14 protein-coding genes and 1 pseudogene are annotated in these 11893 nt (G+C 65.4%); 11 read left to right on the top strand and 4 right to left on the bottom strand.

The genetic code is table 11. From position 1 onward, the window contains the following. The first annotated feature begins 900 nt into the window (after nucleotides 1-900). The 5 genes and pseudogenes from ABD810_RS40665 (at nucleotide 901) to ABD810_RS40645 (ending at nucleotide 3908) form a co-directional block, all read left to right on the top strand. A complete protein-coding gene (locus tag ABD810_RS40665) occupies nucleotides 901-1206 on the top strand; it encodes a hypothetical protein (RefSeq protein WP_344953871.1) in 306 nt (101 codons plus the stop codon). Between the two features lie 270 nt (nucleotides 1207-1476). Beyond that, entirely contained in the window at nucleotides 1477-1938 is a 462-nt protein-coding gene (locus ABD810_RS40660; protein ID WP_344953869.1) for a tyrosine-type recombinase/integrase, read from the top strand. 276 nt (nucleotides 1939-2214) lie between these two features. After that, a pseudogene (locus tag ABD810_RS40655) lies at nucleotides 2215-2600 on the top strand (transposase family protein); the annotation flags it as partial. 131 nt (nucleotides 2601-2731) lie between these two features. Next, a complete protein-coding gene (locus tag ABD810_RS40650; RefSeq protein WP_344953866.1) occupies nucleotides 2732-3589 on the top strand; it encodes an SAM-dependent methyltransferase in 858 nt (285 codons plus the stop codon). Nucleotides 3590-3692: 103 nt separating this feature from the next. Beyond that, complete coding sequence (locus ABD810_RS40645) at nucleotides 3693-3908, top strand: hypothetical protein (RefSeq protein ID WP_344953863.1); 216 nt, start codon at nucleotides 3693-3695, stop codon at nucleotides 3906-3908. 257 nt (nucleotides 3909-4165) lie between these two features. On the opposite strand, the gene ABD810_RS41280 is transcribed toward ABD810_RS40645, so the two are convergent. Both ABD810_RS41280 and ABD810_RS40640 read right to left on the bottom strand, forming a co-directional pair. Next, complete coding sequence (locus ABD810_RS41280; protein WP_425567060.1) at nucleotides 4166-4915, bottom strand: hypothetical protein; 750 nt, start codon at nucleotides 4913-4915, stop codon at nucleotides 4166-4168. Nucleotides 4916-4944: 29 nt separating this feature from the next. Further along, entirely contained in the window at nucleotides 4945-5142 is a 198-nt protein-coding gene (locus tag ABD810_RS40640) for a hypothetical protein (protein WP_344953860.1), read from the bottom strand. Between the two features lie 128 nt (nucleotides 5143-5270). On the opposite strand from ABD810_RS40640, the gene ABD810_RS40635 reads away from it, so the two are divergent. The 3 genes from ABD810_RS40635 to ABD810_RS40625 are packed head-to-tail and all read left to right on the top strand — an operon-like array spanning nucleotide 5271 to nucleotide 7700. Continuing rightward, complete coding sequence (locus ABD810_RS40635; protein WP_344953857.1) at nucleotides 5271-6482, top strand: NAD(P)/FAD-dependent oxidoreductase; 1212 nt, start codon at nucleotides 5271-5273, stop codon at nucleotides 6480-6482. Continuing rightward, a complete protein-coding gene (locus ABD810_RS40630; RefSeq protein WP_344953854.1) occupies nucleotides 6479-7237 on the top strand; it encodes a sigma-70 family RNA polymerase sigma factor in 759 nt (252 codons plus the stop codon). The genes ABD810_RS40635 and ABD810_RS40630 overlap by 4 nt, the downstream gene beginning before the upstream one ends. Beyond that, nucleotides 7230-7700, top strand: coding sequence for a hypothetical protein (locus ABD810_RS40625; RefSeq protein ID WP_344953851.1), 471 nt, complete (start codon nucleotides 7230-7232; stop codon nucleotides 7698-7700). The genes ABD810_RS40630 and ABD810_RS40625 overlap by 8 nt, the downstream gene beginning before the upstream one ends. 359 nt (nucleotides 7701-8059) lie before the next feature. Here the strand turns inward: ABD810_RS40625 and ABD810_RS40620 are convergent, their stop codons facing one another. Continuing rightward, nucleotides 8060-8602 (bottom strand): GNAT family N-acetyltransferase, encoded by a 543-nt coding sequence (locus ABD810_RS40620; protein WP_344953848.1) that lies wholly within the window; start codon nucleotides 8600-8602, stop codon nucleotides 8060-8062. A gap of 175 nt (nucleotides 8603-8777) precedes the next feature. Between ABD810_RS40620 and ABD810_RS40615 the strand changes: the two genes are divergently transcribed. Both ABD810_RS40615 and ABD810_RS40610 read left to right on the top strand, forming a co-directional pair. Beyond that, nucleotides 8778-8921 carry a hypothetical protein gene (locus ABD810_RS40615; protein ID WP_344953845.1) on the top strand — a complete coding sequence of 48 codons (144 nt, stop codon included), beginning with the start codon at nucleotides 8778-8780 and terminating at the stop codon, nucleotides 8919-8921. Between the two features lie 13 nt (nucleotides 8922-8934). Continuing rightward, nucleotides 8935-9123 (top strand): hypothetical protein, encoded by a 189-nt coding sequence (locus tag ABD810_RS40610; protein ID WP_344953842.1) that lies wholly within the window; start codon nucleotides 8935-8937, stop codon nucleotides 9121-9123. 764 nt (nucleotides 9124-9887) lie between these two features. On the opposite strand, the gene ABD810_RS40605 is transcribed toward ABD810_RS40610, so the two are convergent. Next, entirely contained in the window at nucleotides 9888-10262 is a 375-nt protein-coding gene (locus tag ABD810_RS40605) for a hypothetical protein (RefSeq protein ID WP_344953839.1), read from the bottom strand. A gap of 303 nt (nucleotides 10263-10565) precedes the next feature. Between ABD810_RS40605 and ABD810_RS40600 the strand changes: the two genes are divergently transcribed. Then, nucleotides 10566-11345 (top strand): alpha/beta fold hydrolase, encoded by a 780-nt coding sequence (locus tag ABD810_RS40600; protein WP_344953836.1) that lies wholly within the window; start codon nucleotides 10566-10568, stop codon nucleotides 11343-11345. Nucleotides 11346-11893: the final 548 nt, after the last annotated feature.

Genomic DNA, 11893 nt, shown 5'->3' with positions numbered 1-11893 from the left:
GAGTGCCAGCCGGGCGACCTGCTGCGCTGGGAGGCCGAGGACGCTGCGGGCGGATGACGCGCCCCAGAGCATGAACCGCTCCCATTCCGGGGCCGGAGCGCCCCCGCCGGAGTGCTGACCCCACAGGGTGATCAACAGCTATTCCGGCCCCTGGCGCAATCCTAAAGATCGCCCTCGGGCTGTTCCGGACGGTTCAATACAGGTCAGAGGGCGTACGCCGTCCATCTTGAACGGCTCTGAACGCCCCTGTATTGCAACCGGCCCGCCTAGCGGACCGCCGTACGAAGTCGTGTTGAGCAAGGGTTGGGCCGGGGGCGTGAGCGTTTGGGCCGGAGGCCCTTGGAGACTGCCCGAGCCGGAGGCGAGGACCTTTTCGTCGAGGGACGCTAGGCCATAGAAGCGGCCCTGGCCAGGGTCTTGGTGTGTGGAGCGGGTGACGGGGAATCGAACCCGCGCTGTCAGCTTGGGAAGTCTCTACCACATTTGGCCGCTGAGCTGGGGAAGCGCTGACCTGCGGGGGAGTGCTTCGGTTGCCCGTGATTCCCGTGAGTTCCCCTTGCTCCCTCCGCTGACGGGCACGCAACGGGCACGCGAGGGCATGGGAGCGTCTGCACCTTCGTCGCCCTGATGTTCGGTGGGCCGGGGTTGAGGAACGAAACTCCGGACCGTCGATCGCCCCCGGCCCTGTACGGAGATCAGCCACCGCCAGGCGATCGTAAGGGCGGTAGTCCAACGGGCCGGGTCTGGAGCTGCTCTTCCTGACGTGCGATCATCGGCTCATGACGTTGATCAGAAAGGGCCATGCCGCGTAGGCGCCCTTCGGAGGTTCGCGCACGAGGATCGGTGTGCGCAACCCACAGAGCTTCGATCCATCAGGTTCCCGGCCTCGGGCGCCGGCCCATGGCGGCGGTGATCGCGCTGGAGCACACGCGGATGCGGCCGGGCACGGTGGCCGAGGCACTGCTGGCCTGGACACAGGCGGTCGTTCCCGGCAGCGTTGACCGGATCGGCCCCGGCTGCATATGTCCTGAGTGCTGCGGAGACGCACCACGCCAGCGGCTCGAACAGGCGCTCATCGCCTTGCCGCGCTGGGCCAAGCCGTACCTGTACGGCTTGATTCTTCCTATCGACAGGCGGTTTCTCGCCCGAACGTCGCCGAACCCGCATGCCTCGCCCGAGTGGCCGTGGTGGCAGCAGCGGCTTTGACCGTCGAGGACGGTCAGCTAGTAGGCGGCGGTGCGGCGGCGAATGGTTGGGTACGGCGGCTGGGCGGTGCGGTGAGCGGCCCGTGGTCCCGCCGCCGGCCGAGACCGGCGCCCACGCCGCACGCTCGGGCGGCGGGCGGGCGGCGGGCCGTGCGGCGGCGCGCCGCGCCGTCGCCCTGACACGGCCATAGAGGGCCAGATAGTCAAGGTTAATCCGTGTCAGATCAAGAGCGGCGGCAAGGAGGAGTCACCCGAGCGGCCCACGTTGACCATGGAACAGGTCTTCGTATCGGCCGGCGCCATTGATCCGCGGTTCCGGGCGCTGGTCCTGGTGGCGACGTTCGGCAGTCTGCGCTGGGGTGAGTTGGCGGCGCTCCGGCGAAAGCATGTCGACCTGGAAGGCAGGACGGTTCGGGTCGTGGCGTCGACCACCGAGCTCAAGGACGGGTCGATCACCGTCGGACCGCCCAAGTCCGCGGCCGGCCTGCGTACGGTCACGCTGCCCTTCGTGGTGAACTCGGAGCTTCGGGCGCACCTGGATGCCTACACCGGTTCGGATGATGAGGCGTTCGTCTTCGTGGGCGCGAAAGGGGCGATGCTTCGCCGGCCGACGTTCAGCCGTACATGGGCGAAGGCTCTCAAGGCGGCAGGACTTTCTGGCTTCCATTTCCACGATCTTCGTCATACGGGGAACAAGTTCGCCTCACAGTCGGGGCGACGCTGCGGGAGTTGATGAACCGGATGGGGCACTCGACCACGCGGGCTGCGTTGATCTATCTGCACGCGTAGGATGAGCGGGACCGGATGATCGCGGACAGCATGGGGAAGCTCGTCGCGGAGGCGTTCCCGAACGAAGATCACGACGCGTCGGGCACGTAACGGGCACGGAAGATCGAAAAGACCCTAGAAACAATCAAGGCCCGGGTTGGGAATGTCTCCCTGACCTGGGCCTTAGCGTGTGGAGCGGGTGACGGGAATCGAACCCGCGCTGTCAGCTTGGGAATCGTAGGGATCGGGCCATGTAGGGCCGCTGAACATCCAGGTCATCGCCGCCCCGGATGGCACGCCGCTGTGGACCTCGGGCTCGGTACACGATCTGCGGGCGGCCCGGATCTGGGGCGTCCTCCGTCGCCTGCACGCCGCGGGAGTGATCGCACTGGCGGACAAGGCGTACGTCGGCGCTGGTGAGCGGGTGCTGGTGCCGTACAAGGGCAAGAACAAGCCGGCCTCGCAGAAGAGCGCCAACCGGACTCATGCCAAGCTCCGTGGCCCTGGCGACGCGCGAATGCCCAGTTGAAGGCCTGGCGCATTCTGCGAAAGCTCCGCTGCTGCCCACTTCGCGCAGGTCAGATCGTCAAAGCAATCCTCGTCCTACAACTCCGGGAAGCCCGCTGAAATAGGCTCAGTACACCGCGGTTGCTTATGCATGAGCTTGTTGCTACATACCTGCTCTTAGAGGGATTCAGGGTTATTATCTGCCCAGTTCTCCGCGATCAAGCGGGCCCCATCGGAACGAAGGTGGCGAGATGTCCGAGCGCGGTGAGGATTCGAACGGGGCGATCCTGAATAGGGGTCAGCTTCCTGCGAAGATCGATACGACGAAGCCCAGCATCGCGAGGGTCTACGATTGGTTCCTGGGTGGGAAGGACAATTTCGCCATCGACCGGCAGGTCGGCGAGGCGGCCCTGAAGATCTCCCCGGGAGCCCAGCAGTCCGGGCAGCAGAACCGGGCCTTCCTGCAGCGGGTCGTGTGCTACATGGCGGCCGAGGCGGGGATCAGGCAGTTCATCGACATCGGGTCGGGCCTGCCCACTCAGGGCAACGTGCACCAGGTGGCGCAGGAGGTCGATCCGGCGGCCCGGGTGGTCTACGTGGACAATGACCCCATGGTGCTGGTCCACGGGCGGGCGCTGCTCACCACCGACGACAGCACGACGGTCATCCAGGCGGACGCGCGCGACCCACGGTCGATCCTGGAGAACGACCAGGTCAAGGAGTTCATCGACTTCAGCGAGCCGGTGGGGCTGCTGATGCTGAGCATCCTGCACCATCTGCACGACCACGACGATCCCGCCGGAGTGGCGGCCACGCTGCGCGCCCCGCTGGTGTCCGGCAGCTTCGTGGCGATCTCGCACTTCTGCAATCCCGGTGAGGTGCACCCGGCGGCGTCACAGCAGGCCACGAGGGTCGAGAAGCTCTTCAATGAGAACCTCGGCACCGGCCGCTGGCGCACCATGGACGAGATCATGGAGTACTTCGGCGACCTCGAGCTGGTCGAACCGGGCCTCGTCCCGCTCCCCGAGTGGCGTGCCGAGCCGAGCTTCTTCGTCAGGAACGCCCTTCTGTACCACACCTATTACGGCGGTCTGGCCCGCAAGCCCTAGACGAACCTCGGCCAAGCGCCGATCCGCAGCACGGCCGCACCGTTCACCCGGTCCGCCGCAAGGTCCGCCAGGGACTCGCCGGCGTGGACGAACGGGTAACGGCGTGTACGCGGAGGCCAACGCCCTGCTCTATGCCGCCAAGGATGACTGCACAGGAACCCTCTACGTCACCGACGAGTCCTGCTGGTCCTGCATGAAGCTAATCTGCGTGATCTATCTGCACACCGAGAACGGGCGGGATCAGATGATCGCCGACGGCATGGGAAGGCTCGCCGAAGCCGCCCTCAAGAAAGAAGATCCACTGAGATCGGGCATGTAACGGGCACGGAAGATCGAAAAGGTGTACAAAAGATCAAGGCCTGGGTCGGGAATCACCCTCTGACCTGGGCCTTTGCTATGAGAGCGGGTGACGGGAATCGAACCGCGCTGTCAGCTTGGGAATCGTATTGATCTACACGTTGAGTAGTCGTTCAACTTGGCTATCCGTTACACCGCGTTGATTGATTGATCGCCCTGCCGCATACCGTTGCAGGCCGATGTTGACTGCTGCATCGGGCACAGATGGGGCACGCCCTCCTACTTCCAAGGCTGGTCGCCGAGCACGGCCGTACACGCCTTCAGCAACGCTTGCTGCGCCTCCACAAGCTCTCCCTTGACCTTCTCGGCCTCGCCGTTCCTCGTGCCGTCCCTGGGGTCTGTTTCATAAGGGGCTAAGCCACTCGTTGGTGGTGGCTTGGTAGCGCACGGCGAGCTTGTCGTACCTGGTGGGTGCGCCACGAGGCGCCATGGAGTCGAGTGAGGTGAGAGTCCTTCACCGTCGGGTTGTCGCAGCAATCCGGCTGAAGCTGAGGGCAGTTCGTCTCGGAGGATGCCGAGGCGGGCGGTAAGCAGCCCTGACAACGTCGGGACGGACTGGCACTGCCAGACGGTTGGGGTCCGGCTAGCGAGACGGGAAGGTGTACGCGAGGAACCAGTGCTTGACGCCCCGTAATTACGACACCGGCTCGGTCTGAGAATCTGACCAGGCCAAAACGGGACTTGTGGAGAGCCCGGTGCTCGGAGACGGGCACGCCGGGTTCGGGAGGCGGCTCGGGGAAACCCACTGGTGGAAACATCAGCAGGGCGCCCCGAGTCGACCTCACCGATGGCCCGCCACTGCTTGAGCTTGCCGAAGTAGCGTTCTACCAGGTTGGGCTGCTTGTAGGTCTCTGCATCGAAGGCGTGGGGGCGGCCTCCCTGGCTGCCCTTGCGCTTGCGGTTGGCGATCTGGTCCTTGCGCTCGGGAATGACCGCTTGGATGCCGCGTCTTCGCAGATAGGTGCGGATCTTCTTGGAGGAGTACCCCTTGTCCCCGATCAGGCGGTCGGGGCGGGTGCGTGGCCGTCCCGGTCCGCGCCGCGGAGCCGCAGCTTGGCCGGCACTGCCTCGAACGCGCTGCGGTCGACCACGTTGCCCGCGGTCAGGTGCAGGGCCATGGGCAGGCGCTTGGGTGAGGGACGGGGAGCGGCCGAGCAGGTCCAGGAGCGGTGGCGGGCCGACCTCGAAAGTCGCATTTCGCCGGGTGCCCGTCGACCGCGGGGCGGGGCCGTCCCCAGTCGAGTGTGTCGCGTGTCACATCGATCTGATGTCACGGACAGGCGGGCAACTTGCGTCCGGTAGTCGTCAGCACGAGGCGAAAGGCATGACGATGAACACACAGCACGAAGCCGGCATGGCGACCACGCACCGCGTTCTGATTCTGGGAGCGGGTTACGCAGGTATGGCCGCCGCGATCCAGCTCGCGGCGCGGGTCAAGCGGCGCGATGGTGTGCAGGTGACCCTGGTGAATCCGCAGGAGCGGTTCACCGAGCGGCTGCGGCTGCACATGACGGCCACCGGGCAGCAGCTCGCCGAGATGAACATTACGGAGCTGCTGGAGGGCACGGGTGCCCAGTTCGTGCGGGGCTGGGTGACGGCGGTGGACGCGGACGCCAAGACTGTGCGGAGCGACGACGACCGGGTGCTGCACTACGACACGCTGGTGTACGGATTGGGCAGCGTGGCCGACACGACTGCGGTGCCGGGCGTCGAGGACTACGTGTACACCCTGAACAGCGCTCAGGACGCCGAGTTGCTGGCCGACCGGCTGGCGCGGCTCGGCAGCGGCACGGTTGTGGTCGGTGGCAGTGGGCTGACCGGCATCGAGTCGGCTGCGGAGATCGCCGAGCGGCACCCGGAGCTGAACGTCGTGCTGCTGGGCCGGCAGGAACCCGGCGCGACCATGAACCCGAAGGCCAAGGCGTATCTGCACTCCGCGCTCGAGCGCCTGGGCGTCCAGGTGCGCAGCGGGGTCGAGATGATGAAGGTGCTGCCCGATTCGGTCGAGCTGGCGGGCGGGGAGAACATCGTCGCCGACGTGGTCCTGTGGACGAGCGGTACGCGGATGTCGCCGTTGGCGGCTGCCGCCGGTCTGACCGTCGACGAGCGCGGCCGCATCGTCACCGACGCCACGCTGCGGTCGGTGTCGCACCCCGAGGTGTACGCGGTGGGCGACGCGGCCGCGATCCGTCAGGGTTACGGCGTCATGCACGGCACCTGCCAGGGCGGCATGCCGACCGGTGTGCACGCCGCGGTCTCGATCGCCCGCGCGCTGAAGGGCAGGAAGCCCAAGCCGTTCCGCTTTGGCTACTACCACACCCCGGTGAGCCTGGGACGGCACGACGCGGTCGTCCAGTTCACCCATCCTGACGACAGCCCTCGACGGGTGTATCTGACCGGCCGCAGGGCGGCCTGGTACAAGGAGACGGTGAGTGCTTCCCCCTGGCCGGCCTACGGCCGCATGAAGAAGATTCCTTCCTCGGGCGCGTTCTGGCCCCGCGGCGGCCGCTTCACCCGGGTCCAGGATGCGCGGTGACCCGCCCGTACCCGGACCTCGACCAGCAGGTGTTCACCGAGAATCGCAACCTGCTTTTCTCGGTGGCCTACCGCGTCCTGGGCACCGCGACCGATGCCGAGGACGCGGTCCAGGACGCCTGGATCAAATGGTCGGCCGCCGATCGCCCGCAGGTGGCCGACCCCAAGGCCTATCTGACGCGGATCGTGTCGAATCTGGCGATGGATCGGCTGCGCTCCACCCGGTACAAGCGTGAAACCTACGTGGGGCCGTGGCTTCCTGAACCCATCCTCACCAGCGGCGACACCGCCGACGCGATCACGAACACCGAGTCGGTATCGATGGCGATGCTGGTGGTGCTGGAAACGCTGAGCCCGCTCGAGCGCGCGGTGTTCGTGCTGAAGGAGGTCTTCGACTTCAGCCATGCCGAAATCGCGCAGGCGGTAGAGCGTTCCGAGGCCGCGGTGCGCCAGGCCGCGCACCGTGCTCGCGAGCACGTGCAGGCTCGGCGGCCACGCTTCACAGCGGACCGGTCGCGGCAGCGCGAGGTCACCGAGCGGTTCTTCGCCGCCGCGACCGGTGGTGATATCAGCACTTCGGCGTGGCGCCGCAGGACGTCACAGCTGCGCTGCCGTACGCCGACGACAGAGTCCTCGCCATCGACGGCGGCGTCTATGAGGGCGGCCGGATCCTGCTCACTCAACTCCGCTGATGCTAGTACGGCCGCCGCCGTTCGGGATCATGGCTGGAGTTCGAGGTTGAGGCGGCGTGTGTAGTGGGATCGTCGAGCTCGGGCTTGATGCCGGCGTCGCCATCCTGACCGATCCGGTCGGCGCGGAGCCGGGTCTTGCCGCCGTCGAGCGGAACCAGGTGGCTGCGGGACACAGCAAGGACGTAGCCGAGCTCGTGTTCGCGCAAGTGAAGCGCAAGCCGGGACGGTTCGCATCCGCGGCGTTCATCGAGCGTTCGACGGGTGGGCTCGTTCTGGGTCCTCCCAAGTCCAAGGCCGGCCGTCGCGCTGTGGGCCTCCCTAAGGCGATCGTTCCGGCGCTGCGCGAGCATCTGAAGACCTACGTCAGGGACGGACCCGACGCGCTGATGTTCCCGGGAGCGAAGGGCGGTCCACTTCGCCGTAGCGGCTTCAACACCCGTACCCGTTGGGTTGATGTGGTCAAGGAGATGGGGCTGCCTGGCCTGCACTTCCATGACCTTCGCCACACGGGCGTCCCTGCGGGCTGATCACGAGCTAGTGGCCCGAGAAGATCGGAACGGCCTACGAAACGGTCACGCAACGGGCACGGAGTCGATGAGCTGACCGCTTCCTTATCAGGATCACCCGACACGTGATCAGGAGCTTGCGTCCTGCTCCGGGATGGTGCCGGGCGGTGGTGATCGTGAGCGGTCGTGTGGGGCTGCTGCAGTACGCGTTGCAGTAGTGCGCCGTCGCCTGGTTCTCCCCCGTCCTCCTCGTAGCTGCCGATCCCCAGGGCGAGGCCGCCGGGTCAAGGGTCAATGAAGTTGATCGCATAGCGACGTCGTAGGCGCCCTTGACGTGGGGGCCTCGACCAGGACGATGGGGAAGCGAGAAGGACGTGTAGCTACCGAGGGGAAAGACGCTGCATCCACAGCGAGCTGATGTACTGTCCGTTTTTGACGGCATACTCACGGAACACGCCAACCTCCGTAAAGCCGAACCTTCGGTGCAGTGCAACCGATGCGTCATTGGGCATGGCTATGCCTGCGAGGACGACGTGAACCGGTTCGTGAGCAAGGCAATCGAACAGCGCACGATAGAGCAAGGTGCCGATGCCCTGGCCTCGGGAACTGACGTGCAGCGCAATACTTACCTCGACAGTCTCCTGGAAGGCATCGCCGTCTCGGTAACGCTGGCTGTAAGCGAAGCCCAGGACCTGGCTGCCGTCTCGAGCAACGAGCAGTCGGTAGGGCCCGGTCGAGGAGAACTGCTCGAACCAATCGCGTCGTTCGGCCACACTGGTCGGCCGGGCGGCGAAGGTAGCGGTTGAGTTCGCCGCAGCGTGGTTCAGAATTTCGACAATCTGAGGAAGGTCATCGTCGGTCGCAACAGCGATCTCGACAGGGTTCGGGTGGGCAGATACGTGTACGTCAGTCCTCTGACTCATATCGACACGGTATCCAGGCCAGCCACGAAATTCGGCGGGCCGGGAGTCCCGGACCTCCGATGTGGAGCTCTGCGATGTGCTCGGCGTCGTCTTTGGTACCGGGTCTGATGTGCATGGGCATAGAGGTTGGCATAGTCGCTGATAGAGCCGTTAATCGCCGGGAGCGCCGCCTTGAGTGCGCGCCGCGACGATTTATCAGCACGCCGTGAGGGGCGCCGACAAGGCGATTACGGAAGCGATCGACAAGCATCTCATCGGGCACGATCCGGAACGCGACGCCTGTGACGGAGGTGGGATGATCCGCCTGGCCTGCTGGTGATGAGGGCGACTGGTTGGTCGGCGATGGTGATACGGACGTCGATGCCGGCAACTCGATCATCCTGCACATCGGCCACCTGGCGGCTCATGACCCGACGCTTCAGCAGACGGCCAAGCTGCCTGCCGGCCATGTGGCCTGGCGACCATCCGCCTTTGACCCATGGGTTATCGAGCCATGGGCATACGCGGATGACGACCAGTAGCCGGCTCATGGTGTGAGACGGTCTCACGTCACCGACGGAGATGCCCCGACGCCCGCCCTCGTAGACGACACGAACGGTCCGTGCCCAGCGCCGTAGTTCATGGAGTGGCTTATGGGCACCCCGCTCGGGTGGGTTACCCATCCCGCACCATACTGGACAAATCCTGCTGACCGTCTCGGAGGTCTTCGCGCCGGGCGACGTCTGCGTCGGTCTCGGAGATGAGGACGGAAGATCGTCACCGGCGGGTCCAAGTCGGACCGCGTGTGACCCTGCGCAGACGTTCCACACGTACGGGGAGAAGCTGACCGATGTGGCGCTGGCAGTGGCCATGACCATGGATGCGGCATCCGCTTACGGTGACATGTCATGCTCATGTCGACCGACACAGACTTTCGCCCCGCAGTCGAGGCCTCGCTTCAGCTGGCCCCTACCCGTCCGGTGATGATCGCCTGCCCACCCGGCCGCATTGGTCCGAAGCACGACTTCTCAGGACGGGTGATCTCCTTCGCGATACCCGAGAAGCACCTTCAAGCCTCGCTGCTCCCTGAGGCCGTTCCTGGTCCAGATGGGCGGATCTACCAACGCCCAGAGAAGTGGAGCGGGTGACGGGAATCGAACCCGCGCTGTCAGCTTGGGAAGTACATCGATCACGGCACGTAGGGCCGCTGACCTGGGTCTCGGGTTGGTCCTGAGTGACCGTGGTTGACCCCTCGTCACTGTGGTTAATGGCCCGCTAATGGCCCGGGGGGACCATGTGTCCTAGGTCAATCTGAGGCGTTCCACGGTTCGGCAGGCATGAGGGCCATGGCGTGGTGAGCGAGTTTTCTGAGCTCTTCCCAGCGAGGGTGCGAGTGCAGGGCCTTCGCTGTCCAGGCCGCGGGGCCCTCGTCGGTGAGGTTGATCAACATCTGGTCGATATCGCCGAGTGTGGTAGCGAGTTGCTCGGAGATCCATCCCTCGTCCCGCGATTGCCATGCGGCGGGGTAGAAGGCGTCGTAGTCGAGCGCCAGTTCATCGATGCTTGCGGGTCCGATCCATTCAAGCTGCTCGCCGGCGGTGAGAGCGAGGTGTCGCACGCTCTCGCGGAGTAACGACCAGTTGCCTTTGGCCGCGTCCCGGGCACTTGAGGGAGAGTGCATGCGCGCAGTTTAGTCAGGGGATAGGGACGGATCCCTGACCAGGGCACTTGGCATGGGCGCGGGTGACGGGAATCGAACCCGCGCTGTCAGCTTGGGAATCATCTGCTGACCATGGTGCTCTGAGCTGGGAGAACGGGGATGCGGGTCAGGGCGGGCCGAGTCCCCGGCGCTCCCCTGAGTCACCGTGGTTCCCCGTCTGTTCTGGCACGGATATGGCACGTGATCATACTTGTGACCCTTTCCCTATCCCGAATTGTCGGTGGAGCTCTGTAGCGTCCAAAGTCACCGTGTGAAGGGATCAACATGGCGACGATAACGTCCCGCGACGGTACGCGGATCGGATTCGAACAGACGGGAACGGGACCAACGCTCGTACTGGTCGACGCGGCAGGTGGATTCCGCGAGTTCGGACCCATGAAGTCACTCGCCGAACACCTTGCCGACCAATTCACGGTCGTGGTCTACGACAGGCGCGGACGCGGCGAGAGCGGAGACAGGCAGCCATACGCGGTGAAAAGGGAGGTGGAGGACCTTGCGGCTGTGATCGAGGGGGCCGGAGGACCGGCGTTCGTCCACGGGTTCTCCTCCGGTGCGGCCCTTGCCCTGCTTGGAGCGGCGGCTGGGCTGCCTATTTCGATGCTTTCACTCCTTGAGCCGCCGATCGCCCTCGATAAGCCGTCGCAGGAAGGTGAGCTCGCGGCCGAGATCGACGCACTGGTCGCCGCTGGTCGCCGAGCTGACGCGGTCGAGCACTTCCACACAAGCATCGGCGTTCCCGCTGAGATGACCGCGGGTATGCGGCAGGCTCCTTTCTTCCCGATGCTGGAGGGCATCGCGCACACCCTCGCTTACGACAGTCGCATGACTGAAGCCGTCTCTCCCGCCACACTTCGATCCGTTGTTGTGCCGACCTTGGTAGTCAGCAGCGAATCCAGTGACGAACGCCTGCGCGGCTGGGCTCAGGGGACGGCGGCGGCTCTTCCACAAGGTCGTCATTTGACCCTGAAGGGCGAGTGGCATGGCGTCTCCGATGACGTGCTGGCCCCGGCGCTGGCCGAGTTCTTCCTCTATGGAGCCGCCTGAGAGGCGTGTGGGCGACATGACCTCGCATGCGAGCGAGTCCGCCCCTAAGAAGGATCAAGCCCAGGATTCGGGGATTCCGTCCGACCTGGGACTTTGTGTGTGGAGCGGGTGACGGGAATCGAGCCCGCGCTGTCAGCTTGGGAACCGTACGGAACGGGCCACCTAGGGCCGCTGAGCTGGACGTGGGGCCGGTCCTGAGTGACCGTGGCCGACCCCTCGCTAACCGGGGTAATGGCACGACGATCGCGCCGCGAGCTGGTCTTGGGCGCCCCTCGCGCACCCTGGCCATCTGATCATCCCAACTGCCGTCGAAGCACTTCGAAGGGCGCAGGGCTTCGGTGTAGTCGGGTGGCGTCCGGTTTGCGCTCAAGCAGGCGACTTCGACGAGATCAAGATGGTTCGCGCGAATGCCATGCCATGGGAGGGGCGACGGAGTCCCGCCACGGCGCGAAACTGCCGCCAACCCTCCGTCCCAGCTCTTGCTTCGCTTATCGAAAGTCGATAGGTTTTCATCGTAAGTCGATGGAAGGAAAGTTATGGGAGAGCTG

The sequence above is a fragment of the Sphaerisporangium flaviroseum genome (assembly GCF_039537005.1).
Taxonomy (GTDB): domain Bacteria; phylum Actinomycetota; class Actinomycetes; order Streptosporangiales; family Streptosporangiaceae; genus Sphaerisporangium; species Sphaerisporangium flaviroseum.
This window is presented reverse-complemented; position numbering and strand designations above follow the sequence as displayed.